The organism is Mycolicibacterium agri (assembly GCF_002553505.1).
GTDB classification, from domain to species: Bacteria; Actinomycetota; Actinomycetes; order Mycobacteriales; family Mycobacteriaceae; genus Mycobacterium; species Mycobacterium agri.
In genome coordinates this window covers 1-25,576 of sequence record NZ_PDCP01000060.1, presented here as the reverse complement: position 1 = coordinate 25,576, position 25,576 = coordinate 1, and the positions used below count along the sequence as shown (strand labels likewise).

Genomic DNA, 25,576 nt, shown 5'->3' with positions numbered 1-25,576 from the left:
GGTACCCCCTCGCTAACCCCCTCGCGTCGAATCCGGCCATCGCATCACTGCTGGCACAGGACGAAAATCGGCCGCCAGGGTCGGGGAATAGTGGTGCCCCACGGGGCACCACAACGCCCGCTAGACGGCCATCAGACCGACGCATGTCCGCCACTGGCATTGACACCATTGCCGGTCAACTGACCGACCGTGACCGCGCCATCCTGCGCTCCACCTATGACCATCGGTTCCTGACCGTCCGGCAGATTCGCACGCTTCACTTTGCCGACCTGGCACCAACATCGGCTCATCGCAAGGCAAAACGAGTGCTCGCGCGGCTGCGCGCTCTCCGTGTGCTGGGAGCCCTCACGCAGCGCGTCGGTGGCGCCCACGCGGGATCTGACGGACTGATTCACTACGTCGACGCGGCGGGCGATCGGATACTGCGCAACCGCTCGGGCCGCCAGGCTCGCCGCACCTACGAACCCAGTGCCCGCTTCGTCGCTCACCGCCTCGCCGTCGCCGACGCCCACATCACCCTTATCGACGCCGACCGTAATGGACTCATCGACCTCACTGACAGCACCGTCGAACCGGCCACCTGGCGCAGCTACACCGGCATCGGCGCCGCCCGACGCACGCTCAAGCCCGACCTGTACGCCGAGACCGCCACGGAGGGCGACATGGTGCACGCCTGGTTCATTGAGATCGATCTCGGCACCGAGCACATCCCAACGCTGCTCACGAAGTGCCGCGAGTACGAGGCCTACCGCCAAACTGGCCTCGAACAGGAGCGCCACGGCGCGTTCCCGATCGTGGTCTGGTCGCTCACGCACAAGGATCCAGCAACGGCTGAGCGCCGCCGTGATGCGCTCACCGCTGCCATCGCCGCCGATCCACGCCTAACAACCGCGCTGTTCCGCATAGTCGCCCCAGAGGGTGTGCTGCCGCTCATCCAGGCCGGAGGTGCCCGATGAGTGCGCGCTCACCGCTGCCACGCAACCGCATGCTCGTCGGGGATGCCCTCGATCGCCTGAGGCGGCTGCCGGAAGCCTCGGTCGATTGCGTCATCACAAGTCCGCCGTACTTCCGGTTGCGCGACTACGCAGCCGAGGGACAGCTTGGCCTCGAAACCCATGTCGATCAATGGGTCGAGCAGCTGGCGGCAATCAGCGAGCAGGTCGCCCGTGTGCTGGTGCCCACCGGCACCTTCTGGCTGAACCTCGGCGATACCTACGCCGCCCACGCGAACGAGGGTGCCGAGCGCAAGAGCCTGCTGATGGCACCCGAACGACTGGCCCTCCGATTGCAACAGGACGGCTGGATCATCCGCAACAAGATCGTCTGGGCCAAACCGAACCCGATGCCCACCAGCATCCCCGACCGACTCAACACCACCTATGAAGTCATCTACGTCCTGGCGCGGCAGCAGAAGTACTACTTCGATTTGGACGCCATCCGTGTCCCGCACCTATCCGCCCGCACGACCGATAAGCGCAGTCGTCCGAAGGTGGTCCCAAAGGAAACCTGGCGCGGGCCCAATAGTGACACTGTCACCGGTCTGGCGGCGCTCAAAGCCAATGGGCGCGTCGGGCACCCTCTCGGCAAGAACCCCGGTGACGTCTGGACGATCGCGCCCGGCGGCTACCGCTCTGGCCACCATGCCGTCTATCCGCTGGCGCTCGCCGAACGGATGATCGCTGCCGGCTGCCCGGAAACCCGCTGCGCCCGTTGTCGACTGCCGTGGCGGCGGAGCGTCATCCGCGCCCTCGGTCGAGCGGCTCTGCGCGGCATGCTCACACCGCAATGCAAATGCCGCAGCGCGCGTGAGCCGGGCATCGTGCTCGACCCGTTCATGGGCAGCGGTACCACCGCAGTCGCCGCCGAAAAGCTCGGCCGGGACTGGCTCGGCGTCGAACTCAACCCCCAGTTCGCCGCCACCGCGATAGACCGCATCGCTGCATCCCGCCCCGACCCGTCCACCACAACACCCGAACGGGCAGCCGCATGAGCCCGCGGCTGCCTCGTCGGTGTCATGCGGCCGTACCCGTAACCACATCCCGTAGTTACCGGCCGCAGCGCACCGAGGAGGTCGCTATGTCCACGCCCGACGAGTTGTCCCGAGGCGTCAAAACCCTTGGCATCAAACTCAAGCCGGATGTCCACGCGCAGTTGAGCTTCATCGCCCAGCTGCGTGACGGCACCATCACCGATGAGATCCAGATCGCCATCGCCGAGCACATCGCTCGCGCGAAAGACGATCCGGACTTGGCCAGCAAGGCGGCTGAGGCCCGCGCCGAAATCGAGCGTGAAGCCCAGGCCCGACAGCAAGCCATCGCCACCCTGTTCGCCGACGGCGGCGAACCGACCGCCACCCGGCCACGCCGGAGCACGAAGGGAGGCGACACTCCATCGGCGTAAGGGACATAACCCGTCCGTGAGCCTCACGGCGCAACCGGGGGCCGGCGGGAGGCAGATCGAGCATTCACGCTCGCTGCTTCCCGACCGGCCCCTTCAACCCACCAAGCACAGAAAGGAGGTGAGAATGAATGAAACACACCACGAACCAACAGAATCCGAGCCTCAGCCAAAGGCTGCGGAGCATCGCGAGACGGACCCAAAACCGTCACCGGCCATCTACGTCGCCAGCCTCGCCGACTACAACAACGGCGTCCTGCACGGCAAGTGGATTGACGCCGCTCGCGAGCCCGAAGCCATTCAAGCCGACATCAACGACATCCTGGACAGCTCACGCGAACCGAATGCTGAAGAGTGGGCGATCCATGATTACGAACAGTTCGGCCGCTGGCGCGTCAACGAATACGACTCCCTCGAACAGGTATCCCGCATTGCCAGAGGCATCGCTGAACACGGCTACGCGTACGCAGCGTGGGCCGACGTGTTCGACGGCGAAGAAGCCAGTTGCGATATCGACAGCTTCCACGAGGCCTACCTGGGCCACTACGACTCCGTCACTGACTACGTTGAGCAGATGGCCGACGACCTCGGCTACGAACAGCAGCTGGACACGCTGCCCGAGCATCTGCGCGACTACGTGCGCATCGACTATGCGGCGATCGCCCGCGACCTGCACCTGTCTGGCGACATCGCCACGGTCGACGACCCGAACGGCGGCCTGTGGATATTCCGCACGAACCATTAAGAAACGCGCTGCCAAGCTGCTGGCTCACAGCTATCTCAAAAATGCAATATTGACTATTGAATTAGGGCAATTTTTTGTTGTGGAATTGTCGATTTATATTGAATTCGTTCAATACCCCATTGTACAATTATTGGTACAAGGGGGCCCAATTCTCATGACACCGGAACAAACCGTAAAACTGATAAATCTGCTCAAGGAAAAGCGCAGCGAATTGCGACTGAGCATAAATGAAGTCGCGCGCCGCGCCGATGTCGATCCTGGCACTGTCTGGAGAATCGAGCAGGGCATGATTCCCACGCCGCGAGCCGAAAGCCTGATCGCGATCGGCGAGGTCCTCGGCATCAATTCCATGCACCTGTTCACCATCGTCGGCTGGCTGACCGCCGACGACTTGCCACCCCTCGGCACCTACCTGCACACCAAGTACACGCACTTGCCCGATCCGGTTATTCGGCACATCGAACACCACGTCAGCGAGATCCTGCACGCCTACAGCCACAGCACCGGCGATCGTCACAGCTATGCCATCCCCGAAAACTGTCCGTGGTGCGCCAACCACCACACGCACGACCGTGATTCAACAAAGGAGCGCCCCGCATGAGCCGTGACATCGCAATACCGACCCGCGCAGGTTCTTCTGCCGAACCGGGCGCTAAGGCCGTTCTTTACTTACGGGTCTCGAGCAAGAAGCAAATGGACACCGCCGTCGACATCGATCCAGACGGGAATTCGATTGCAACGCAACGAGAAGTCAGCACCCGCAAGGCGAACAACTTGGGCGCCGCTGTCGTCCACGAGTTCGTCGAACCGGGCGTCTCGGCTGCCACGATCGAGAAACGCCAAGCCTTCCAAGACATGCTGGCGTTTCTGCGTGAGAACTCGGACGTGCGCTACGTCATCGTTTACGCCCGCTCACGTGCCTTCCGCAACTACATCGACGCCGCCATCACCAAACGGCTCCTCGACAAGCTGAACGTCAAGCTAGTGTCCGCCCGCGAAGACTTCGGTGATGGCGTCTATGCCGACATGATGGAGGCCGTCACCGACATCTTCAACGACGTCCAGAACAAGCTCAGCGGTGAAGACATCCGAATCAAACTGCAGCACAAGGCAATCAACGGAGGCACAACGGGAAGAGCCCCGATCGGCTACCTCAACACCAGGACCGCAATTGAAGGGCGACTAATCAACACCGTCAGCCTTGACCCTATTCGCGCTCCGCTCGTTCTTAAAGCGTGGGAGCTGTATGCCACGGGCGATTACTCGATCGAACGGCTGACCGCGACCATGGCCGACCTCGGCCTGACCAGTAAGCCAACCATCCGGTGGCCCGCTGGCAGACCATTGTCCGACACCCAAATGCACCGAATGCTCGGCGACCCCTACTACGCCGGCTTTGTCGTTTTTAAGGGCGACGTCTATCCCGGACGACACGAGCCGATCATCGGGCAGGATCTCTTCGAACGCGTTCAAGAAGTTCAGCAGGCCCGCAGCGGACGCGGCAACCGCGACCGCATCCTTCAGCACTACCTCAAGGGAATGCTGTTCTGCCAACGATGCTACGACCACGGCCGAACATCACGGCTCATCTACACAGAAGCCAAGGGGCGTAGCAAGCGTTACGGGTACTTCCTCTGCCGAGCACGACAAGATGGAATCTGCGACCTGCCACACATCGCCGTCGCACGAGTCGAGCAAGCGGTCATTGACCACTACATCACTCTTCAACCCGGCGAAGAGTTCGTCACCCAATGTCAGGAGAAGCTGGATGACGCGCTCGCCGATGCGCAAGGCAGCGAGCGGGAAGCGCACGCCGCGCTCCGCCGTCGACCGAACGAGCTTAACGACAAAGAAGCCCGACTCATCGACCTCGCCGCTGATGGCACACTGCCAACAGTAAAGATTCGCGCCAAGCTCAACGAGATCAAGATCGCCCGCGCCCGTGTGGAAGCTGGCCTCACGACCACAGCCGATCAGCTCTCGCTCGGTGCAGGAGTGTTGCGTGATGCTCTCCGGCTCGTCGCCGACATCCATCAGCTCTACCTGAACGGGAACAGCCAAGTACGCGGGAACCTGAACGACACGTTCTTCGAGAAGCTCTACATCGACGACTGCGAGGTCGTCCATGACGAACTCAAGCCGCCATTTGTCGAGATTGCCGAAGCGAGCAGGGTGAAGGCAGCCGTCGGCACGGCGAACGCCCGAACTAAAGACGCCGTCTCTTCCGGGTCAACCAAGAACAGCAAAACGGCCCCACCCGGACTCGCTGGCATTTTTTTGGCCAGCGGTTCGAGTAAGGCCGGTCTGGTGGGGCGGGCGGGGCTCGAACCCGCGACCAACGGATTATGAGTCCGCGGCTCTAACCGACTGAGCTACCGCCCCCGGGTGCAACGACGCGCGCTGTACGGGCACCTAGGTTAACGCCCGGCCGAATTGTTTCGTTGCCGACCGGCCGCCAAGTGGGGATTTACCATCAATCTGCCGCATCGCTGCCAGCCGAGGGACCATGCCGTTGCACACAAACACTGCGAAGCCGGCGGTCGTCCTGGTGGCGCTCGGCGTGGTGTTCGGCGACATCGGCACCAGCCCGATCTACACCGTGGCGACGGTGTTCAACCCGCGCGACCCGCACCCGGTCCCGCTCGAGCACCAGAACGTCTACGGCGTGGTGTCGTTGATCTTCTGGTCGATCATGCTGATCGTCACGCTGACCTACGTGACGCTGGTGATGCGCGCCGACAACGACGGCGAGGGCGGCATCATGGCGTTGATCTCGCTGCTGCGCCGCTGGGGCGCCGAGACCCACCACCGCAAGGCCCTGCTGCTGGCCGGCCTCGGCGTCTTCGGCGCCTCACTGTTCTTCGGCGACAGTGTGATCACCCCCGCGATCTCCGTGCTGTCCGCCATCGAAGGCATCGAGGTCGTCGATCCGGGGTTCAAGAACGGGATCGTGCCGATCACCGTGGCCGTGATCGTCGCGCTGTTCTACGTCCAGCGCCGCGGCACCGCCAAGGTCGGCCGCGCGTTCGGCCCGGTCATGGTCGCGTGGTTCCTCGCGATCGCCGCCTGCGGCATCCGCGGCATCATCGGCCACCCCGAGATCCTCGCCGCGCTGTCGCCCACCTACGCACTGGGCTTCGCCATCGGCCACTTCGAGATCGCGTTCTTCGCCCTGACCGCCGTCGTGCTCGCCGTCACCGGCGCCGAAGCCCTCTACGCCGACATGGGCCACTTCGGCCGCACGGCGATCGTGCGCGGCTGGCTGTTCATCGTGCTGCCCGCGCTTGCCCTCAACTACCTCGGCCAGGGTGCGCTGCTGATCGCCGACCCGCGCGCCATGTCCGCGCCGTTCTTCCTCCTGATCCCCGGCTGGGCGCTGTGGCCGATGGTGCTATTAGCCACCGCCGCAACGGTAATCGCGTCGCAAGCCGTCATCACCGGCGCCTTCTCGGTCGCCGCGCAAGCCGCCCGCCTCGGCTACCTGCCTCGTCTGCACGTCATCCACACCTCTGCGGAGCGCGAAGGTCAGGTCTACGTGCCATGGATCAACGGCGTGCTCCTGGTCGGCGTCGTCGCCCTGGTGCTGGCCTTCCGCAGCTCACAAAGCCTGGCCTACGCCTACGGCATGGCGGTCACCGGCACCATCACGATCACCACGCTGTTGTTCTTCTACTACGCCCGCACCCGCTGGGCCTGGCCGCTGTGGGCGGTGCTGACCGGCGGCGGCCTGCTGCTGGTGGTCGATCTGCTGTTCGTCGCGGCCAACCTGACCAAATTCGTCCACGGCGCGTGGCTGCCGCTGCTGATCGGCGTCTCGGCGTTCACCGTGATGCTCACCTGGTATCGCGGACGCGAGATCATCACCGCCGCACGACAAGAAGCCGAAGGGCCCCTCCAAGACTTCATCACCGAACTCCGCACACGCGAGCCGCCGTTGATCCGTGTCCCCGCCACCGCGGTGTTCCTCAACCGCGGCAGGGACACCGTTCCCCTGGCCATGCGCACCTGCGTCGAGCACACCCACGTGTTGCACAAGCACGTGCTGATCGTGTCGGTCGAAACCCTGCCCATGCCGCGCGTGCCGGAATCCGAACGCGTGCAGGTCGACGCGCTCGGCTACAAACGCGACGGAATCGTCTTTGTCACAGTCAATTTCGGCTACATGGAAAAGACCCATGTTCTCGACGTGCTCCGCGGCCTGAGCACCAAGCAGACCGAGGGCAAGATCGTCGTCGACGAGGCGTCCTACTTCCTGTCCAAACTCGAGATGGTCCGCGGCCGCAAGAAGACGATGGCGCAATGGCGCAAACGCCTCTTCATCGCCACCTCCCACATCACGGCCGACGCCGCCGAACGCTTCGGCCTGCCCCGCCACCGCACGGTGATCATGGGCTCACGCATTGAGGTCTAACTCGGCACCGCGTCGGCGGCCAGCGAAACGGCAATCTTGTTGGCGGCGTTGTGCATCACATCGACAGTCAGCTCGAACGCCTCGGCTTCGCTGAAATGCTCGCGCACCCCAGCCGCCACATCCGGCGCAATCGCCGCTGGCGTCCAAATCAAGGCGTCCACGTAGCGCAGCGCCGCTTTGTGTCTCTCGGTCAACGCATTTGAGATCTCGTACCACGCGATCTGTTCGTAGAGCGCTTCAGTTCCGCCGGCTTCCAGCGCGTCGCTCTCCCGCCGCGCCTTGCACATCCGGCAGTTGTGCTGCGCCGCGCCCCGCAATCGCACGACTTCCGTCGTCACCGGATCCAGCGTCCGCAACTCGTGCACAGCCGGCAGGAAGCTGTTGAACAGCACGTCGCTCGGGTCGCTGTCGTGATCCCACTCGATGGCATCGCTCCACGGCTCCGGTGAACCCAGCGCGGCCAAACCCGCCCGCACGCGAGGCAGGAAATCGGCGAAGTACGTCAGCATCACCGCCGGCACCGCCGCGTCGCCCAGCGCTGACAAGAACCGCCCCCGCAGGTCGTCGGAGATCGCTGATACGTCCGCGCTGAACTGCTCGGCGAATTCCACCAGCACCGACTCCGTCGCGTCGGCCGGGTCGTCGACGCGGGCTTCGGCTGGCAGCGGCGGCAGCGACAGCGTCGTCGCACACGCCTGCCGTACCAGCGCAGAAACCCGCACATACGGTGAGGGCGACAACGCCACCAACCGGGCCAACTGCCCGTTCAGCAGATCCTGCACCGTCGCATTATTGCGCCTGACTGACCGACGACATGTGAAAGTCGGGAATCCGCAACGACGGCATCGCCGCCCTGGTGGCCGAATCGCCCCATTCCCGCGGCAGCGTCATCTCGCTGATCCCGGCCTGGGTGACTCGGCGCAGCAGGTCCAGCGGGCTTTCGTTGAACCGGAAGTTGTTGACTGCGCCGCGCACCTCCCCGTCCTCAATGAGGTACACGCCGTCGCGGGTCAAACCCGTCAGCAGCAGCACCGTGGGATCGACGGTGCGGATGTACCACAGCGTGGTGAGCAGCAGCCCGCGTTCGGTGCCGGCGATCATGTCGGCAAGGCTGTCGGTGCCGCCGGTCATCAGCAGGTTGTCGGCCGCAACCGCAACGGGCACACCGAATTCGGCCGCTGCCGCGCGTGGATAGCGCAGCGCGTTGATGGTGCCATCGCGGATCCAGTCGACGCGGCCGATGTCCATGCCGTTGTCGAACACCGACACGGTTTCGTCGGAGTACGCCGCGCGCACGAACGGCGTGCACTCCAGACCGGGGGCGTTCGGGTCGGAGTACACCGTCAGCGGCAGGTCGGTCAGCTTCTCCCCCACCCTCGTTCCGCCGCCCGGCGCGGAGAAGGCGGTGCGTCCCTCTTGGGCACCGCGGCCGTCCATGGACCACGACAGGTAGATCATCAAATCGGCGACCGCCGACGGCGGCAGGATCGTCTCGTAACGTCCCGCGGGGAGTTCGATCGAGCGCGCAGCCCATTCCAGTCGCGTCGACAGCTCTTCGAGCATGGAATCGATTGGCACGTCGACGAAATCGGGCGTATTGGTGCCCGCCCACGCGCTGCCGCCGCCGCGCTTGGCGTTGATCTCGACCGAGCCGGTCGGCTGGGTGTACCGCCGTCGAAGCCCACCCGATGTTGCGAGGAAGGTCGTCTCGAGGATGTGCCGGGCATACCCGTACAACATGTCGGAGCCACGGAAGCCGCGGGTCAGAGCGTCGGCGACGCCGCCGAAAACCTCGACATCGGTGGCGGGTATCGGCGCGTCCCAGTCGGCCGGCGCATCCGATGCCGGCAGCGGCGGTGCCGCGTCACGCGCTTCCGGCGCCGCCAGCGCGGCCTCCTGCGAGGCGGCTACCAGCGCGGGAATGACCGACGGATCGACCTCGCTGGACGTCAACGACGCCATGTGGGCGCGGTCCCCTCGGCGCACCACCGAGATCACGGTGGTATCCCGCCGCACCGAAACACCGTTGGTGGTCATCGAATTGTTCGCCCACCGCAGCGCCGCGTCACTGGAGTCGTTGACCATCACGATCGTTTCGTCGGCCTTGCCCAGCCGCGCCGCCTCCGCCAACGCCCGCTCGACCACCTGCTGTGCAGCGATCACGGCTAGCGTCCTCCTTCGGCACGGGTGTTGAGCACGTTGATGCCGCGGAACAGCGCCGACGGGCATCCGTGGCTGACCGGTGCGATCTGCCCGGGTTGCGCTTTGCCGCAATTGAATGCACCACCCAGCCGCCACGTCGACGGGCCGCCGACGGCTTCCATCGCGCCCCAGAAGTCGGTGGTGGTGGATTGGTAGGCGACATCGCGCAGTTGGCCGTCCAGCGTGCCGTTGCGGATCCGGAAGAACCGCTGCCCGGTGAATTGAAAGTTGTACCGCTGCATGTCGATTGACCAACTATTGTCGCCGACGATGTAGATGCCGTCCTCGACGCGGGCGATGAGATCGTCGGTGGAGATGTCCTCGGGGCCCGGCTGCAGCGACACGTTGGCCATCCGCTGGATCGGCACGTGGTGCGGAGAGTCGGCATACGAGCAACCGTTGGACCGTGACAGCCCCAGCCGCTTGGCGAACACCCGGTCGAGCTGATAGCCGACAAAGATGCCGTCGCGCACCAGATCCCATCGCTGCGCCTGCACGCCTTCGTCGTCCCAGCCGACGCTGGCCAACCCGAACTGCTCGGTGCGGTCGGCGGTCACGTTCATCACCGGCGAGCCGTACCGCATCGTGCCCAGCTTGTCCGGCGTCGCGAACGACGTCCCCGCGTAGGCCGCCTCGTAGCCGATCGCGCGGTCGTATTCCGTGGCGTGCCCGATGGATTCGTGGATGGTGAGCCACAGGTTGGACGGATCGATCACCAGGTCGGTGGGCCCGGGCGTCACACTCGGTGCCTTGACCTTCTCCGCCAGCAGCGCCGGCAGCTCGGCGAGCTCGGTCGACCAGTCCCACACGTCGTCGCCGTCGACGGCCTCCCAGCCCCGCGCGGTCGGCGGCGCCAGCGTGGACATGGTCTCGAATGATCCCGCCGCCGCGTCCACGGCGACCGCGTCGAGCCCCGGCTGCACCCGGACGCGCTGCTGAGTGATCGACGAGCCGAACGTGTCGGCGTAGAACGTCTGCTCCTTGACCGCGTGCGCGGTGGCGGAGACGTGGTCGACACCGTCGGCGGCGAGCAGCCGCCCGGAGTATTCGGCGAGCAGGCCGATCTTGTCGCCGGCGGGGATCGTGAACGGGTCGACGCGGTAGTCGGACACCCAGGTGACGTCGGCGTACACCGGCTCGGCCGCCAGTTCGATCTTCTCGGCGTTCAGCGGCGCCAGGGCGCGCGCCACCTGCACGGCTCGTCGGGCGGTGTCGGCGGCGACGTCAGGGTGCAACTCGGCGTTCGACGCGAAGCCCCACGTGCCATCGACGATCACCCGCACCGCCAGCCCGACGTCGCGGTTGACGATGGCGGTCTCCAGTTCACCGTCGCGCAACGCCACCACATCGTCGAGGATGCGGTGGATCCGCAGGTCGGCGTAGCTGGCCCCGGCCGCCGTGGCCGCCGACAACGCCGCGTCGGCAAGCTGATGGCGCGGCAACTCGTGGAAGTCGGGGTCGACTTGGCGATGGGCGCTCACGGGTACACCGTAGTTGCGCCGCGGCGCACCCGCTTTAATGGCTCGGGTGGCAGGCAATCGGGTGCGTTCCACGACCGTGGGGTACGCGCTGCTCGCGCCCAGCCTGTTCGGTGTGGTCACGTTCTTGCTGTTGCCGATGTTGGTCGTCGCCTGGCTGAGCGTGCACCGCTGGGATCTGCTCGGGCCCATTCGCTATGTCGGACTGGGCAATTGGGCGTCGGTGCTGACCGATCCGTCGTTCGGCCGGTCGCTGGTGGTGACCGCGCTGTTCATCGCGATCGTGGTGCCCGTGCAGTCGGTGCTCGGCCTGTTCGCCGCGGCGCTGCTGGCGCGGGGGCTGCCCGGCAGCGGCTTCTTCCGCACGCTGTACGTGCTGCCGTGGATCTGCGCACCGCTGGCGATCGCGGTGCTCTGGCGCTGGATCCTGGCCCCGACCGACGGCGCGGTCAGCACGCTGCTGGGGCACCGCATCGAATGGCTGACCGACCCCGACCTCGCGCTGCCGGTGGTGTCGGCGGTGACGATCTGGACCAATGTCGGCTACGTCACGCTGTTCTTCCTGGCCGGCATTCTGGCCATCCCGCGCGACATCCAGAACGCCGCGCGCACCGACGGCGCCAACGCGTGGCAGCGGTTCCGCCGCATCACGTTGCCGATGCTGCGGCCGACGCTGTTCTTCGTCCTGGTCACCGGGGTGATCAGCGCGGCGCAGGTGTTCGACACCGTCTACGCGCTCACCGGAGGTGGGCCTCAGGGCCGCACCGACCTGATCGCCCACCGCATCTACGCCGAGGCGTTCGGCGCCGCGGCGGTCGGGCGGGCCGCGGTGATGGCCGCGGTGCTGTTCGTGCTGCTGGTCGGCGTGACCATCGTCCAGCATCTCTACTTCCGCCGGCGGATCACCTATGACGTCGTTTAGCCGACTCGTGTCGGCGCCGGCGATCTACGCCGTGCTGGCCGTCGGCGCGCTTATCATGGTGGCGCCCTTCGCACTTGGGCTGATGACGTCGTTCACCTCGGCCGAGCAGTTCAACACCGAGGCGCCGCTGTCGTGGCCGCGGCCGCCGACGCTGGCCAACTACACCGGATTGGCCGACGCCGGGTTCGGCCGCGCGATCATCGTCACCGCGCTGATGACCGCGGTCATCCTGGTGAGCCAGATGACGTTCTCGGTGTTGGCCGCCTACGCGTTCGCGCGGCTGGAGTTCCCCGGCCGCGACGCCCTGTTCTGGGTGTATCTGGCGACGCTGATGGTGCCCGCAACGGTGACGGTGGTGCCGCTGTATCTGATGATGGCGCAGGCCGGTCTGCGGAACACGTTCTGGGCGTTGGTGTTGCCGTTCATGTTCGGCTCGCCGTATGCGATCTTCCTGCTGCGGGAGTACTTTCGCGCGATTCCCGCCGACCTGATCAAGGCCGCCCGCATCGACGGTGCCAACACCCTCGATGTGCTGGTACACGTGGTGGTGCCGGCCAGCAAGCCGATCCTGGTCACGTTGGCGCTCATCACCGTTGTCAGCCAATGGAACAGCTTCATGTGGCCGTTGGTGATCACCAGCGGCGACAAGTGGCAGGTGCTGACCGTGGCGACCGCGGGCCTGCAGTCGCGCTACGACGCGCAGTGGACGTTGGTGATGGCGGCGACGACGGTGGCCATCGTTCCGCTCATCGTGGTGTTCGTCGCGCTCGGCAGGCACATCGTGCGCTCGATCGTCGTGACGGGGCTGAAATGACGCTGCGGCCCCGGAGCCGTTTCGGCGGCGACATCAGACCCAAGTTCTCGACGATGGTGGCCGCCGGTGTGGCGTTGACGATGGCGGTGCTGCTGCTAGCGGCGGTTCTGCTGAGCCGCTCCGCCGAACCCGCCGGCCGCACCGTCGTCACCGTGCGGCTGTGGGACGACCAGGTCGCCGCGGCCTACCGCGAATCGTTGGCCGAGTTCAGCAAGCTGCACCCGGACATCGAGGTGCGGGTCAACGTGGTGGCGTACGCCAACTACTTCGACACCCTGCGCACCGACGCCGCAGGCGGCAGCGCCGACGACATCTTCTGGCTGTCCAACGCCTACTTAGCCGGCTACGCCGACAGCGGCCGGCTGATGGACATCGGAAAACTGCTGGGGCCCAAGGCCGCTGCGGGCTGGGAGCCGTCGGTGGTCGAGCAGTTCACGCGTAACGGGGTGCTGTGGGGGGTGCCGCAGTTGACCGATGCGGGTATCGCGGTCTACTACAACGCCGATCTGCTCAAGGCGGCGGGCATCGACCCCAGCCGATTGAACAGGTTGCGCTGGTCGCCCGGCGACGTCGACACGCTGCGTCCGCTGCTGGCCCGGTTGACCGTCGACGCCGACGGACGCCGCGCCGACGAACCCGGCTTCGATGCGGGCCGGGTGCGGCAGTGGGGGTACAACGCCGCCAACGACCTGCAAGCCATCTATCTCAACTACATCGGCTCGGCGGGCGGCAGGTTCTCCGACGGGGACCGCTTCGCATTCGACAACCCGGGCGCCGAAGCGGCGTTCACCTATCTGGTGAAGTTGATCAACGAGGATCATGTCGCCCCGCCGGCGTCGGACACCAACGGCAACGGCGACTTCTCCCGCAACCAGTTCCTGCAGGGCCGGATGGCGCTGTTTCAGTCCGGCACTTATAACCTTGCCGCGATCGCCGAGCAGAGCCGTTTCCGGTGGGGTGTCGCGCCGATGCCGATCGGGCCGGTCGGCCGGGTCAGCGTCACCAACGGCATTGCCGCGGCCGGCAATTCGGCGACCAAACATCCCGACGCGGTGCGTGAGGTACTGGCCTGGATGGGCAGCGCACGCGGCAACCAGTATCTCGGGGCCCGCGGCGCGGCCGTGCCCGCCGTGCTGGCGGCGCAGCGCGTCTACTTCGACTATTGGGCGCGTCGCGGCGTCGACGTCAGACCGTTCTTCACTGTGCTCGACGGACCGCGCATCCCCGCGCCCGGCGGCGCGGGCTTCCCCGCGGGATTCCAGGCTCTGCAGCCGTATTTCGACGAGATGTTCCTCGGGCGTGCCGACGTGGCCACCACGTTGGCGCAGGCGCAGGCCGCCGCGAACGCCGCGGCCGCACGCTAGCTCAACTCGTCCCCAGCACCGTCAGTTCCAGGGCCAGCGCAGCGCCGCACACCGCCACAACGATCGCAAGCGCGATCCAGTCCCGCCGTTTCGGCCCTGACGGCGCGGCCGAGATCTGCCCGGCGCCGCCGCGCGCGGTGATCGCGTCGCCCATCTCGTCGGCGCGTCGCAGCGCCACGATCATGGCGGCCGCGATCAGATCGACGATCTCCAGTGCCCACCGGCGCCTGCGGTCGCGGCGCCGGGTCAGCACCGGCTTGGGACGCAGGCTGCGCGCGGCGTAGAGGATGCGGAACTCGTCGATCAGCATCGGGAAGGCGCGCAGCGCGAGCGCCAGCGCCACCGCCCAGTCGTCGACCGGTATCCGCAGCGCTCGCAGCGGTCGGCCCAATTTCGCGACAGCGGGCGCGATTTCGGCGACGTTCGTCGTCCACGACACCATGCCGCCGAGGCCCAGCAGCACGATCGACAGCGCGGTGACACGGAGGAACTTCAACAGGCCGCCCAAGCCCGCATCCCAGCCGAAGAGGTGAAGGTAGGGATCACCGCCTGCGAACGCGGCCGTCACACCGCCCAGGATCAACAGGAACCACAGCCAGCGGGGTATCGACGGCAGTGCGCCGCGCGGAATGTGAGCCATCCGAGCCGCCACCAGGATGAGCGCGGCCACCGCACCGATCACCACCCACCCCGGATAGAAGGTCATCAGCACGCCGATGCCCGCCACCACAAGCAGTTTCGTGCCCGCCCACAGGTCGTGGATCGGGGTGCGGCCGGGCACCGGGCGCAGCAGCACGACCGGCCTGCGCTGCTGACGCCGGGTCGGGGCGGTCATGACACGCCTCCTGCCGTCGTCGGCGCCGTTGCGATCACACCGTTCTGCAGGCGCAGGGTGCGCGGGCACAGGTCTTCCAGGCCGGAGAAGTCATGCGAGATGACGACCACCGTCAACCCGGCGTTGCGGCGCAGATCCTCCAAGAGGCGCAGCAATCCGCGGGCGCTGGCGCCGTCGAGACCGGCCAGCGGCTCGTCGAGGATGAGCGCCCGCGGCGAGCGCGCCAGCAGCCCGGCCAGCACCACGCGGCGCATCTGCCCGCCGCTGAGTTGGTCGATGCGCCGGGTGGCCAACGACGCGTCGAGGCCGACAGTGGCCAGCGCCTCGATCACCCGGCCGCGGTCACGCGGCGAGAACCCGGCCGCGGAGGCGACATCGAGGTCGACGCGGCTGCGCATCAGCTGTAACCGGGCCGCCTGAAACGAAATGGCCACCGCGCCAACCTGATCCGACGCCGGCTTACCGTCGAGCAGGCACCGACCGCTGGTCGGCTCGGTCAGCCCGGCCATGATCCAGGCCAATGTGGACTTGCCCGAACCGTTGAGGCCGTGGATGAGCAACCCGTCGCCCTCGTGCACCGCGAAGTTGATGTTGCGTAACGCCGTTGTGGCCCAAGGAGTTCCGCTGCCGTACTCGTGGTTGACGTCGATCAGTTCGAGCACCGGGGTGCCGCTGGAGGGCTTGACAGCCGCCGTCACCGCCGGCGGGGCCGTCGTCTCCACCATCTCGGCGTTGTCGGAGTCGCCGCCGCCCCCGGTCAGGTTGATCGCCCGGTCGGCCGAGTCAGCCTCGTTGTTGTAGTGCGTGATGTGCACCAGCGCCATGCGGTGATGCTGCGTGAGGCCGGACAACACCGACAGCAGGCCGTCGCGGCCGTCCTGGTCGACCATGCTGGTCACCTCGTCGGCAATCAGCAGCGACGGCTCACGCGCCAGCGCCGCGGCGACCGCCAGCCGCTGCAGTTCCCCGCCGGACAGCCCGCCGGTGTCACGTTCGGCGAGCCCGTCGAGGCCCACCTCGCTGAGCAGCCGGTCGACATCGGTCGTCATCCCCGGCGGCAGACCCCACACCACGTCGTCGGCCACGCGGGTGCCGAGCACCTGACTTTCCGGGTGCTGCAGGATCACCGCGGTGCCGCCGGGCTTGCCGAGCCCTGCCGCGCCGGGGCGCTCGACGGTGCCCGCGGTGGGTTCCCGTCCGGCCAGCACCAGCATCAGCGTCGTCTTGCCCGACCCGTTGGGGCCGGTGATCGCGACGTGTTCACCCGGTTCGATGTTCATCGTCACGGGGCCGAGCGCGTCCTGGTCGCTCTTGGGGTAGCGGAAGCGGACGTCGGTCAGCCGCACCGGCACCGGCGCCACCGCCCCTTCTTCGGCGGCGGCGTCGAGCTTGTGCAGGTCGGGCACCACGAGCAGGCGCTTGATCACCTGCGACAACGCCCACCAGCCGATCAGCGTGACGACCGTGACGGACAGCACCCCGAACCCGCCGAACAGCAGCGGCCAGTAGTGCAGCGCGGTAGCAAACCCGCTCTTGAGCCGCTCGGCGGCCTGCTCCATGTTCGGCAGCCACCACCAGTCCGGAATCCGCGCGAGGACGGCGGCGGCACCGTCGACGTTGGCCGTCAGCGACTCGAAGATCAGATTGCGCAGCCGCACCAAGATCATCAGCGCCAGCACGACCGCGGCGCCGAATAGCGCGCCGGCCGCCATACCGGCGACCACGACGGTCGGCCAGCCGCGTCCGCGGCGCTTGATGATGCCGATCAGCCAGCCGATATAGGCGCAGTTGATCACCGTCATGAAGCCGCCCATGCCAGCGATGAGAAACGCGATCGTCGCGCCTGCGACGGTGGCCGTGACCAGCACCCGGAATCGGAACCGGTAAGCCAGCAGGCCCATCGGCACGTTGCCGAGCAGGGATACCCCGGCCGCGAACGGCACGACCACTGCGACGATGGCGATGGCCGCGCACATGGCCGCCATCACCGACGCCTGGGCAAGTTCAACGGGGTGCAGCGAACCCGCTCGCCGAGTTTTACTCGGATGGCGGGTCAGGGTCATTTCACGATTCTGCCAGTCGCGACGCGGCTGTCCTGCAAGGGCGCTGTGAGCGTCCCCACGTCTCCATGAATTTGATTCGCATAGCAAAGCTATGTAACCATGGGAGGGTGACACGGACCCTTGGTGCAGACCTGCTCGCCGTGGTGGCCCGACTCAACCGGCTGGCCTCACAGCGGGCCCGGATCCCGTTGCCGTTCGCGCAGGGCCGCCTGCTGAGCACGATCGAAGATCAAGGCGCTGCGCGGATCTCGGATCTGGCCGCACTGGATCACTGCTCGCAACCGACGATGACCATGCAGGTGCGCCGGTTGGAGGACGCAGGGCTCGTGTCACGCACCGTCGATCCCGACGATGCACGGGCTGTACTCATCCGCATCACCCCCAAGGGTGTCGACATGCTGCGGCAGGTCCGCATCGACCGCGGGCTGGCCATCGAGCCCTACCTGGAACGGCTCAGCGACGCCGACCGTAAGACGCTCGAAGACGCGGTCCGCGTGATGCGCACGATCCTGCAAGACGCCAGCGAGGCGGCAGCCCCCAAAACAACCGCCAAATAGCACTAATAGTGAGTTAGGAGCAGCCGCACCGTATGTGGCGCCAACCCAAGGCCGTCTGGGCCGTCGCGTTCGCCTCCGTTGTCGCGTTCATGGGGATCGGTCTCGTCGACCCCATTCTCAAGCCGATCGCCGACAACCTCGACGCCTCCCCGTCGCAAGTCTCGTTGTTGTTCACCAGCTACATGGCGGTGATGGGCGTGGCCATGCTCATCACCGGCGTGGTGTCCAGCCGCATCGGCCCCAAGCGGACGCTGCTGATCGGGCTGCTGGTGATCATCGCCGGCGCCGGCCTGGCAGGCCTGTCCGACAGCGTGATGGGCATCGTCGGCTGGCGCGCGCTGTGGGGGCTGGGCAACGCGCTGTTCATCGCGACCGCGCTCGCCACCATCGTCAGCTCGGCGCGGGGATCGGTGGCCCAGGCGATCATCCTGTACGAGGCCGCGCTCGGACTCGGCATCGCGGTCGGCCCGCTGGTCGGCGGGGTGCTCGGATCGATCTCGTGGCGCGGTCCGTTCTTCGGCGTCTCGGGCTTGATGGCGGTCGCGCTTGTGGTCACCGCATTCCTGCTGCCGCCGACACCGCGAGCCGAACGCGCCACCACACTTGCCGATCCCTTCCGCGCGTTGCGACACCGCGGTCTGCTGGGTGTGGGAATCACGGCCCTGCTGTACAACTTCGGGTTCTTCACCCTGCTGGCGTTCACGCCCTTCCCGCTCGACATGACCGCCCACCAGATCGGGCTGATCTTCTTCGGCTGGGGCGTCGCACTGGCTTTCACGTCGGTGGTGGTGGCGCCGCGGCTGCAGCACCGGTTCGGCACCGTCAACGTGTTGATCGTCAACCTGCTGGCGATGACCGCGACCCTGGTCGTGATGGCGCTGGGCACCGAGCACAAGCTGGTGCTGGCCGCTTGCGTGGTGGTCGCCGGTTTGTTCATCGGCATCAACAACACGTTGATCACCGAGACCGTGATGAAGGCCGCGCCGGTGGAACGCGGAGTGGCCTCGGCGGCCTACAGCTTCCTGCGGTTCGGCGGCGCGGCCGTCGCGCCGTGGCTTGCGGGCGTGCTCGGTGAACAGGTCAACGTGCACCTGCCGTACTGGGTTGGTGCGGGCGCGGTGCTGTTGGGCGCGGGCGTGCTGACCGCCACGCGCCGCTATCTGACCGGGGTCGATGTCGAGGAGACCGAGCTCGACGAACTCACCGAGCAGGCCGAGTCCATCACCGTCGGTACCGACTGACCGCTACAGGAACGAGTCGACGAGGGTGCCGACCAGATAGGTGGCGGCGATGGCGATTCCGCCAAACGTCACCTGCCGCAACGACGCCCACCACGCGGGCTGGCTGGTGAAGCGCGACGCGACGGCGCCGGCGATCGCCAAGCCGATGCCGCCGCATGCCAGTCCGGCCCACAGCGACTCGAGCCCGAGCAGATACGGGATCAGCGGCACGAGGGCGCCGATGGCGAACATGACGAACGAGGAGATGGCGGCGGTCCACGGCGACGGCTTCTCGGTCGGGTCGACACCCAGCTCCTGAACGAGGTGGAAGTTGATGGCTCGGTGGTGGTCGCGGTGAATCTCGTCGGTGGCCTGCGCGGCGGTTTTCACGCTCATCCCGAGCTTGACCAGCATCGCGATCAGTTCGGCCCGCTCGGCCTTGGGATTCAGCTCGAATGCGCGCCGCTCCACCATGACCTCGGCGTCGATCTGCTCGTTGGCGGTCTTGACTGACGTGTACTCGCCCAACGCCATCGAGAACGCGCCGGCCAGCAGGCCCGCGACGCCGCTGATGACGACGGTGTGGGCGCTCGCCGCGGCGGCCACCCCGGCGATCAGTGCGGTGTTGCTGACGAGGCCGTCCATCGCGCCGAACGTGGCGGCGCGCAGCCAGCCGCCGGACACGTCGGAGTGCCGGTGCCCGCGCACGTGCGGCATCCCGGTCGGCGACAGCGGTGCGTCATCCTGCTTGGCCATTGCCACCGATTCAACCTCTTGCCGTTTCGGCTGGTCTAGCCAGGTTTGCCTTCGTTTGCCAAGTCACAGTTTCCGCGCGCCAAAACCGGGTTACCGTCAGGGGTATGACCACCACTGCGGAGCATCTACGCAATACGTTGGACGGCCGTTGGCGCGATGTGAAGAACCGGATGCGGGAGGAACTCTCCAAGCCGGTCTTTAAACCGCACTACACGCCCAACACCGTCATCGCCCGCACGAAGGTGGCGGAGCAGATGAAGATCATGGCCGCTCAAGGCGCGGCCGAGGACGGCTTCAAAAAGGAGCACGGTGGCAACGGCGACGTCGGCGCCGCGATCACGCAGATCGAGATGCTCGCGATGTCGGACCTGTCGCTGATGGTCAAGGCGGGCGTGCAGTGGGGGCTGTTCGGCGGCGCCATCGAGAACCTGGGCACCGAACGCCATCACCAGAAGTACGTCAAGAAGATCATCGACCTCGACATCGTCGGCTGCTTCGCGATGACCGAGACCGGTCACGGCAGCGACGTGCAGTCGCTGGAGACCACCGCGACGTACGACCCGCAGACGCAGGAGTTCGTCATCGACTCCCCCACCCGCACGGCACGCAAGGACTACATCGGCGGCGCAGCCGAAACAGCCCGGGTTGCAGCGGTTTTCGCGCAGCTGATCACTCCCGACGGCGTCGGCCACGGGGTGCACTGCTTCATCGTGCCGATCCGCAACGACGAGGGTAACGACCTGCCCGGCGTCACCACCTCCGACTGTCACTACAAGGGTGGCCTGCCCGGCGTCGACAACGGCCGTATCCAGTTCGACCACGTCCGCATCCCGCGGGAGAACCTGCTCAACAAGTACGCCGACGTCGCACCGGACGGCACATACTCGTCGCCGATCGAAAACCCGAGCAGGCGCTTCTTCACCATGCTCGGCACCCTGGTGCGCGGCCGCGTCACCGTCGGCGGCAGCGCGGCGGCCGCGGCGCGGGTGGCGCTGGACATCGCGACCCGATATGCGTTGCAGCGCAAGCAGTTCCATGACCCCAACGACGGCGAAGTGCTGATCATGGACTACCTGGTGCACCAGCGTCGGCTGCTGCCGCTGATCGCCAAGTCGTATGCGCTGCAGTTCGCGCAGAACGAGCTGGTGGCCAAATGCCATGACCTGCAGTCGGCCGAGGAGCCCGATCCCGAGGAACAGCGCGAGTTGGAGGCGCGTGCGGCCGGGCTGAAGGCCGCCAACACCTGGCATGCCACCCGCGCGATTCAGGAGGCCCGCGAGGCCTGCGGCGGCGCGGGTTACATGGCCGAGAACCGGTTGATCGCGCTGAAGGCCGACACCGACGTGTTCACCACCTTCGAGGGCGACAACCACGTCCTGACGCAGTTGGTGGCCAAGGAGCTGCTGACCGCCTACGCCGACGACATCAAGAGCATGAGCCCGGTGGAGTGGGTGCGGTTCGCGGCCAATTTCGCCGGCGAGCGCGTACTGAAACGCACTGCGGCCGAGACGATCATCCAAACGATCCTCGACACGCGGCAGGACAACGAGGAAGAGGGCAGCCTGTTCAACCGCGGTACCCAGATGAAGATGTTCGAGGACCGCGAGGAATACATGATCTCGACCGTGGCCCGCCGGCTGCAGGGCAAGTCCAAGGAGATGAGCGAGTTCGACGCGTTCAACGCGGTGCAGGACCACGTGCTGCACGCCGCGCAGGCGCACATCGACCGGATCATCCTGGAGGCGTTCGTGGCCGGCATCGACGCTTGCGAGGACGAGGAGGCCCGCAAGATCCTCAACATGGTGTGCGACCTGTACGCGCTGTCGGTGATCGATGAGGACCGGGCGTGGTTCATGGAACACCGCTTCCTGTCCACCGAGCGCGCCAAGGCCGTCACCCGCGGCGTCAACGAACGCTGCCGCAACCTGCGCCCCTACGCCGAAGTCCTCGTCGACGGGTTTGGCATCCCGGAGCAACTGCGCTACGCCGAGATGCTGCACCCGGAAAACATCCCCGACGCCGACGAGCAGACCGAAAAGGACGCCATCAGCGCGGGCACGATCGAGCCGAAGTAGTTGTCGGTGGCGGGTGGCAGACTCGCCGGGTGAGTGATCTTGATGAGTTCTCTGGCCGCACCGCGCTGATCACCGGCGGAACGCGGGGCATCGGAAAAGGCGTTGCCGATCGCCTGCGCGCCGGCGGGGCACGCGTGCTGGTCACGGCCGCACCGTGCCAGACGACGTCCCCGCCGACCACGTCGTTGTCTCGGATGTCAGCACGGCCGACGGCATCGCCGCGCTGGCCGATGCGGCGCTCGAACGGCTCGGTGTGGTCGACATCGTCGTGCACAACGTCGGCGGCTCCGGCCGGCATGACGGTGGAGCGGCGGCGCTGACCGAGGAGGACTGGCAGTTCGCGCTGAACACGAATCTGCTTGCCGCGGTCCGACTCGACCGGGCGCTCATCCCGGGCATGGTCGAGCGTGGTTCCGGCGCCATCGTGCACATCACGTCGATTCAGCGGCGCGCCCCGCTTCCGACAACCATCCCGTACGCCGCGGCCAAGGCGGCGCTCGCCAACTACAGCAAGGCGTTGTCGAATGAATTGGCGCCGACGGGAATTCGGGTCAACGCGGTGTGTCCCGGCTCCATCGAAACCGAATCGGCTTACCGGATGGCGGTGGAGATCGGCGAGATGAACGACATCTCGATCGACGAGGCGCGGGCCGAGATTACGGCGTCGATCGGCGGTATCCCGCTCGGCGCGCCCGGCAGGCCTGCCGATGTCGGTGAGCTCGTCGCGTTCCTGGTCTCCGACCGCGCGGCCTACATCACCGGCGCCGAGTACGTCATCGACGGCGGCAGCGTTCGCGGGGTGTGACTACGGATTGGGGATCGGGTCGAGCGCCTTGAGCTTGCCGTCGTCGTCGATCTGGAACCGCACGGTGGCGATCCCCGTCGGGCAGCAGGCGGGGTCCTGACCCTGCCGCCACTGGTACTGCACGTTGGCGGTCTCGTTGCCCGACGAGATGACGTTGATGTAGGGCCGCGGCTCCGGCGTGGCCGGGCCGAGCGCGTTGTTGCGGTCAAAGAACAGCACCTGCATCGGGCTGTCCGACCCGTCACCGGCCTTGACCACCACCCAGTTCAGCCGGCAGTCCGGGGTGTGGCCGCGCGCGGTCTCCTGCCAGTGCGGACCAGAGGGCAGGATCGCGATCGCCTGGGCGACGGTGTCGGGGCTGGGCGCATCCGACGGCCCGCAGGCCTGTGTGCTGGTCGGCTCCGGGCCCGGCGGACTCCAGCCGCAGCCGATGGCGAACATACCGAGAGCCATCGGGACGGCGATCAAGCGAATCAGTCGCATGCCGCCGAGCTTACGGACTGCGCCCACCGGGCCCGTGCCGCAGCATCGATCACCCGGCGGCGAGTTCCTTCTTGCCGTACACCCGCTCCAACAGCGCGGTGTCCGCGTGGATCTCGGCGCGGACGGTCTTGCCGTCGCGGACGGTGAAAACGTCGGCATCCTCTCCGGTTTGACCGTCAACGGTCACGTCGGTGATCGCCACGACGGTGTCACCCTCGGCGATGAGCCTCTTGAGCGTGACGGTCGGTGCCTTCTGCGCCAACCGCTCCATGAACTCCATGACTTCCGTCTTGCCGTGGAAGGTGCCGCTGATGGCGCTCTGGCCCGGTTGCACCCATTCGATGTCGTCGTCGAATTGATCCATCACCGTTTGGATGTCGCCCGCGGAGAAGGCCGCGTAACCCCTCTCGATAAGTTCCTTGTTTTCCTGCTCAGACATGGGCGGCTCCGTTCGTGCGTTGGACAATTCGACGGCGAGAGGGAGTGGCCGGTCTGGGGAGTCGCGTGGCTCGGCGGGCCAGTCAGACCGTTCGCCGCCGCATACATTGTCGAACCGGTGCTGACGCGTTTTGGCGCGATTCACCGAAATCGGTTCAGGCTTCTACGAATTCGAATTTTCGCCGTCGAGATTGGATTCATGTTCGGTGACGAGCCAGCGCGCGACGTTGACCAATTTATATTGGTCTCTTGCGATGCGCGGGTCAGCGCGGCGAAGGCCTGCAGACCGGTCAGCCGATCGCGCTGCATCAGAATGCCTTTGGCCTGACCGATGATGTCGCGACTGGCCAGCGCCGTGTGGAACTGTTCCTCGGCGGCCGCGCCGGCCATCGCCACCGCGGCGTGCTGGGCGAGGATCTCCCCGATCGCCTGTGAGTCGTCATCGAACGCGCCTGCCGAGGCGCCGTAGAGGTTGAGCGCGCCGTAGCTTTGCTTGGTCGTGAACAGACGGAACGACAGCAGGCAACGGACGCCGAGGCCGAGGGCCGTCTTGACGTACTGCGGCCAGCGGGTTTCCTCGGCCAGGTCTTTGACGAAGACGGTTTCGCGTTCGCGAAGCGTGCTCAGGGCGGGCCCGTCGCCCAAGTCAGACTGCAGGCGGTCGAGTTCGGCGGCCACCGGATCGGTGGTCACCGCGGATTCGACGCGGCCGTGCTCGACGCGGGATATCCCTGCCCATCTGGCGCCGGCGACGATGTAGACGGAGGCACCCAGGATGCTGCGCAGAATCTCGTCGACATCGGTGCGAGCCTGCATCTCGATCGCGAGGTCGCCGAGGACTTCTGCCAGCTGCCGGTTGCTCATCACGCCCATCGATCGTGATCTTATGGCCAAAGAAGCGGCGACGAGAGGAGGGCGCTGTCTTCTCAACACTCAGTTGCGCCCCTCACCACCTGGCGGCGGGCGGATGCAACCAACCCAAGTGCCCACCGCGTACAGCCAACGTACCCGGGATGCCGGGTGACAAACGAGTGGGGTTTCACGAAGAGTGTCGCTGCTCCCCCGGCTGGACTCGAACCAGCAACCCTTCGGTTAACAGCCGAATGCTCTGCCAATTGAGCTACAGGGGACTGTCTGCATTCGCGGACGCTCGCCGCGGCCAAGTGGAGACTCTAGCCTACCGGCGGCGGGACTCGCCAATGAGTTCCCACCCGGCACGCACCGGTCGCCGGTGAGGCAGGATGGAGACAAACACGCCGTCTTCGGGAGGAGCCCTGTGTTGCGGTATGTCGTCGTACTGGCCGTCGGCTATGTGTTGGGCACAAAGGCGGGCCGGCGTCGATATGAGCAGATCGCAGGCACCTATCGGGCGCTGACGGAAAGCCCGGCGGCCAAGGCCGTGATCACGGCAGGTCGCCGCAAAATCGCCAACCGCGTGTCACCGGACCCGCAGATGGTGACGTTGACGCCGATCGACGCGGAAACGGACGTGCTGAGGCCGCAGCCTGCGGATAAGCGCTAGTTGTACTGGGACAGGACGTTGGTAGCAGGCGTGTTGGCTTGATGTGAGGAGAACCTCCGGGTGGGGTGTGGCTTGTCTAGGTCCACCACCGTCCGGAGGTTCTCGTGTCCCACCGTAATGCCCGTACGACGTTTCACGGCCGCCTGCTGATGGTGCACCGGTATCAGGCTGGTTGGCCCAAAGCCCACATCGCGAAAGCGATGGGGGTCTCGCGTAAATGCGTCCACACCTGGATCAGCCGTTTTGAGACCGAGGGTGAAGACGGTCTTCACGACCGGTCCTCGCGGCCGCATACCAGTCCGAGCCGTGTTCGGCCCAGCGTGGAGAACCAGATCGTGGCCTGGCGCAAACGCCACCGCTGCGGCCCTGACGAGATCGCCGCCAAGCTCGGGATGTGCCCGCGAACGGTGTCTGTCGCCTGCCATGAGGATGGGACCAGTGTGACCTGATTTTTGCCAGGGTGATGGGACCACCTGGATTGCCAGTTAT

The 25,576-nt window shown here is 66.3% G+C and carries 24 protein-coding genes, 2 tRNA genes and 2 pseudogenes; 16 read left to right on the top strand and 12 right to left on the bottom strand.

The genetic code is table 11. The features are described from left to right. Window positions 1-143: 143 nt before the first annotated feature. From CQY20_RS24870 to CQY20_RS36130, 6 genes and pseudogenes are all read left to right on the top strand, one after another. A complete protein-coding gene (locus CQY20_RS24870) occupies window positions 144-956 on the top strand; it encodes a replication-relaxation family protein (RefSeq protein ID WP_234816396.1) in 813 nt (270 codons plus the stop codon). Beyond that, on the top strand, window positions 953-1,990 hold the full coding sequence (locus CQY20_RS24865) for a DNA-methyltransferase (RefSeq protein ID WP_097942737.1): 1,038 nt from the start codon (window positions 953-955) through the stop codon (window positions 1,988-1,990). The genes CQY20_RS24870 and CQY20_RS24865 overlap by 4 nt, the downstream gene beginning before the upstream one ends. Window positions 1,991-2,076: 86 nt before the next feature. Next, window positions 2,077-2,400, top strand: a complete 324-nt coding sequence (locus tag CQY20_RS24860; protein WP_097942736.1) for a hypothetical protein — start codon at window positions 2,077-2,079, stop codon at window positions 2,398-2,400. A 16-nt stretch (window positions 2,401-2,416) separates the two neighbouring features. Further along, the gene (locus tag CQY20_RS24855) at window positions 2,417-3,142 is read left to right on the top strand and encodes an antirestriction protein ArdA (RefSeq protein WP_234816395.1); all 726 of its coding nucleotides are present in this window, start codon (window positions 2,417-2,419) and stop codon (window positions 3,140-3,142) included. 154 nt (window positions 3,143-3,296) lie between these two features. Beyond that, window positions 3,297-3,743: a helix-turn-helix domain-containing protein gene (locus tag CQY20_RS24850; protein WP_097942734.1), complete on the top strand. Its 447-nt coding sequence runs from the start codon at window positions 3,297-3,299 to the stop codon at window positions 3,741-3,743. Further along, window positions 3,740-4,564, top strand: a pseudogene (locus tag CQY20_RS36130) (recombinase family protein); the annotation flags it as partial. The gene CQY20_RS24850 and the pseudogene CQY20_RS36130, both read left to right, overlap by 4 nt. Window positions 4,565-4,720: 156 nt before the next feature. Here the strand turns inward: CQY20_RS36130 and CQY20_RS36125 are convergent. Together CQY20_RS36125 and CQY20_RS24840 are read right to left on the bottom strand one after the other, a co-directional pair. Continuing rightward, window positions 4,721-5,269 (bottom strand): hypothetical protein, encoded by a 549-nt coding sequence (locus tag CQY20_RS36125; RefSeq protein ID WP_337425601.1) that lies wholly within the window; start codon window positions 5,267-5,269, stop codon window positions 4,721-4,723. A gap of 178 nt (window positions 5,270-5,447) precedes the next feature. Continuing rightward, window positions 5,448-5,524: transfer RNA gene (locus CQY20_RS24840), tRNA-Ile, on the bottom strand. Window positions 5,525-5,648: 124 nt separating this feature from the next. Here CQY20_RS24840 and CQY20_RS24835 point away from each other — a divergent pair. Continuing rightward, on the top strand, window positions 5,649-7,553 hold the full coding sequence (locus tag CQY20_RS24835) for a potassium transporter Kup (RefSeq protein WP_097942733.1): 1,905 nt from the start codon (window positions 5,649-5,651) through the stop codon (window positions 7,551-7,553). On the opposite strand, the gene CQY20_RS24830 is transcribed toward CQY20_RS24835, so the two are convergent. From CQY20_RS24830 to CQY20_RS24820, 3 genes are read right to left on the bottom strand one after another with little or no spacing between them, the layout of a single operon-like run. Next, on the bottom strand, window positions 7,550-8,335 hold the full coding sequence (locus tag CQY20_RS24830) for a carboxymuconolactone decarboxylase family protein (RefSeq protein WP_097942732.1): 786 nt from the start codon (window positions 8,333-8,335) through the stop codon (window positions 7,550-7,552). The genes CQY20_RS24835 and CQY20_RS24830 overlap by 4 nt on opposite strands. 7 nt (window positions 8,336-8,342) lie before the next feature. Then, on the bottom strand, window positions 8,343-9,716 hold the full coding sequence (locus tag CQY20_RS24825; RefSeq protein ID WP_097942731.1) for a TldD/PmbA family protein: 1,374 nt from the start codon (window positions 9,714-9,716) through the stop codon (window positions 8,343-8,345). A 2-nt stretch (window positions 9,717-9,718) separates the two neighbouring features. Continuing rightward, window positions 9,719-11,236, bottom strand: coding sequence for a TldD/PmbA family protein (locus CQY20_RS24820; protein WP_097942730.1), 1,518 nt, complete (start codon window positions 11,234-11,236; stop codon window positions 9,719-9,721). A 37-nt stretch (window positions 11,237-11,273) separates the two neighbouring features. Between CQY20_RS24820 and CQY20_RS24815 the strand changes: the two genes are divergently transcribed. The 3 genes from CQY20_RS24815 to CQY20_RS24805 are packed head-to-tail and all read left to right on the top strand — an operon-like array spanning window position 11,274 to window position 14,333. Continuing rightward, entirely contained in the window at window positions 11,274-12,155 is an 882-nt protein-coding gene (locus tag CQY20_RS24815; protein WP_097942729.1) for a carbohydrate ABC transporter permease, read from the top strand. Next, complete coding sequence (locus CQY20_RS24810) at window positions 12,142-12,969, top strand: carbohydrate ABC transporter permease (RefSeq protein ID WP_097942728.1); 828 nt, start codon at window positions 12,142-12,144, stop codon at window positions 12,967-12,969. Before CQY20_RS24815 ends, CQY20_RS24810 begins: the two co-directional genes overlap by 14 nt. Continuing rightward, on the top strand, window positions 12,966-14,333 hold the full coding sequence (locus CQY20_RS24805) for an ABC transporter substrate-binding protein (RefSeq protein WP_234816394.1): 1,368 nt from the start codon (window positions 12,966-12,968) through the stop codon (window positions 14,331-14,333). The genes CQY20_RS24810 and CQY20_RS24805 overlap by 4 nt, the downstream gene beginning before the upstream one ends. Window position 14,334: 1 nt before the next feature. On the opposite strand, the gene CQY20_RS24800 is transcribed toward CQY20_RS24805, so the two are convergent. Continuing rightward, window positions 14,335-15,168 (bottom strand): CbiQ family ECF transporter T component, encoded by an 834-nt coding sequence (locus CQY20_RS24800; protein ID WP_097942727.1) that lies wholly within the window; start codon window positions 15,166-15,168, stop codon window positions 14,335-14,337. Further along, window positions 15,165-17,231 (bottom strand): ATP-binding cassette domain-containing protein, encoded by a 2,067-nt coding sequence (locus CQY20_RS24795; protein ID WP_097942726.1) that lies wholly within the window; start codon window positions 17,229-17,231, stop codon window positions 15,165-15,167. The genes CQY20_RS24800 and CQY20_RS24795 overlap by 4 nt, the downstream gene beginning before the upstream one ends. A gap of 107 nt (window positions 17,232-17,338) precedes the next feature. Between CQY20_RS24795 and CQY20_RS24790 the strand changes: the two genes are divergently transcribed. Both CQY20_RS24790 and CQY20_RS24785 read left to right on the top strand, forming a co-directional pair. Then, window positions 17,339-17,788 (top strand): MarR family winged helix-turn-helix transcriptional regulator, encoded by a 450-nt coding sequence (locus CQY20_RS24790; RefSeq protein WP_097942725.1) that lies wholly within the window; start codon window positions 17,339-17,341, stop codon window positions 17,786-17,788. A gap of 32 nt (window positions 17,789-17,820) precedes the next feature. Next, window positions 17,821-19,029, top strand: coding sequence for an MFS transporter (locus tag CQY20_RS24785; RefSeq protein ID WP_097942724.1), 1,209 nt, complete (start codon window positions 17,821-17,823; stop codon window positions 19,027-19,029). Window positions 19,030-19,032: 3 nt separating this feature from the next. Here the strand turns inward: CQY20_RS24785 and CQY20_RS24780 are convergent, their stop codons facing one another. Beyond that, complete coding sequence (locus CQY20_RS24780; protein ID WP_097942723.1) at window positions 19,033-19,764, bottom strand: VIT1/CCC1 transporter family protein; 732 nt, start codon at window positions 19,762-19,764, stop codon at window positions 19,033-19,035. A 104-nt stretch (window positions 19,765-19,868) separates the two neighbouring features. Here CQY20_RS24780 and CQY20_RS24775 point away from each other — a divergent pair, with 104 nt between their 5' ends. Together CQY20_RS24775 and CQY20_RS24770 are read left to right on the top strand one after the other, a co-directional pair. Next, entirely contained in the window at window positions 19,869-21,839 is a 1,971-nt protein-coding gene (locus CQY20_RS24775) for an acyl-CoA dehydrogenase family protein (RefSeq protein ID WP_097942722.1), read from the top strand. A 154-nt stretch (window positions 21,840-21,993) separates the two neighbouring features. Then, window positions 21,994-22,644, top strand: a complete 651-nt coding sequence (locus tag CQY20_RS24770) for an oxidoreductase (protein ID WP_234816393.1) — start codon at window positions 21,994-21,996, stop codon at window positions 22,642-22,644. On the opposite strand, the gene CQY20_RS24765 is transcribed toward CQY20_RS24770, so the two are convergent. The 4 genes from CQY20_RS24765 to CQY20_RS24750 all read right to left on the bottom strand — a co-directional run bounded on the left by CQY20_RS24765 (window position 22,645) and on the right by CQY20_RS24750 (window position 24,695). After that, window positions 22,645-23,127 carry an LppP/LprE family lipoprotein gene (locus CQY20_RS24765; protein ID WP_097942753.1) on the bottom strand — a complete coding sequence of 161 codons (483 nt, stop codon included), beginning with the start codon at window positions 23,125-23,127 and terminating at the stop codon, window positions 22,645-22,647. A gap of 49 nt (window positions 23,128-23,176) precedes the next feature. Then, window positions 23,177-23,566 (bottom strand): nuclear transport factor 2 family protein, encoded by a 390-nt coding sequence (locus CQY20_RS24760; RefSeq protein WP_097942752.1) that lies wholly within the window; start codon window positions 23,564-23,566, stop codon window positions 23,177-23,179. A 140-nt stretch (window positions 23,567-23,706) separates the two neighbouring features. Beyond that, on the bottom strand, window positions 23,707-24,498 hold the full coding sequence (locus CQY20_RS24755; RefSeq protein WP_133119126.1) for a GAF and ANTAR domain-containing protein: 792 nt from the start codon (window positions 24,496-24,498) through the stop codon (window positions 23,707-23,709). 124 nt (window positions 24,499-24,622) lie between these two features. Then, a tRNA-Asn gene (locus CQY20_RS24750) sits at window positions 24,623-24,695 on the bottom strand. 146 nt (window positions 24,696-24,841) lie between these two features. Between CQY20_RS24750 and CQY20_RS24745 the strand changes: the two genes are divergently transcribed. After that, window positions 24,842-25,087 carry a hypothetical protein gene (locus CQY20_RS24745; RefSeq protein ID WP_097942720.1) on the top strand — a complete coding sequence of 82 codons (246 nt, stop codon included), beginning with the start codon at window positions 24,842-24,844 and terminating at the stop codon, window positions 25,085-25,087. Between the two features lie 104 nt (window positions 25,088-25,191). After that, window positions 25,192-25,500, top strand: a pseudogene (locus CQY20_RS24740) (helix-turn-helix domain-containing protein); the annotation flags it as partial. Between the last annotated feature and the right edge of the window lie 76 nt (window positions 25,501-25,576).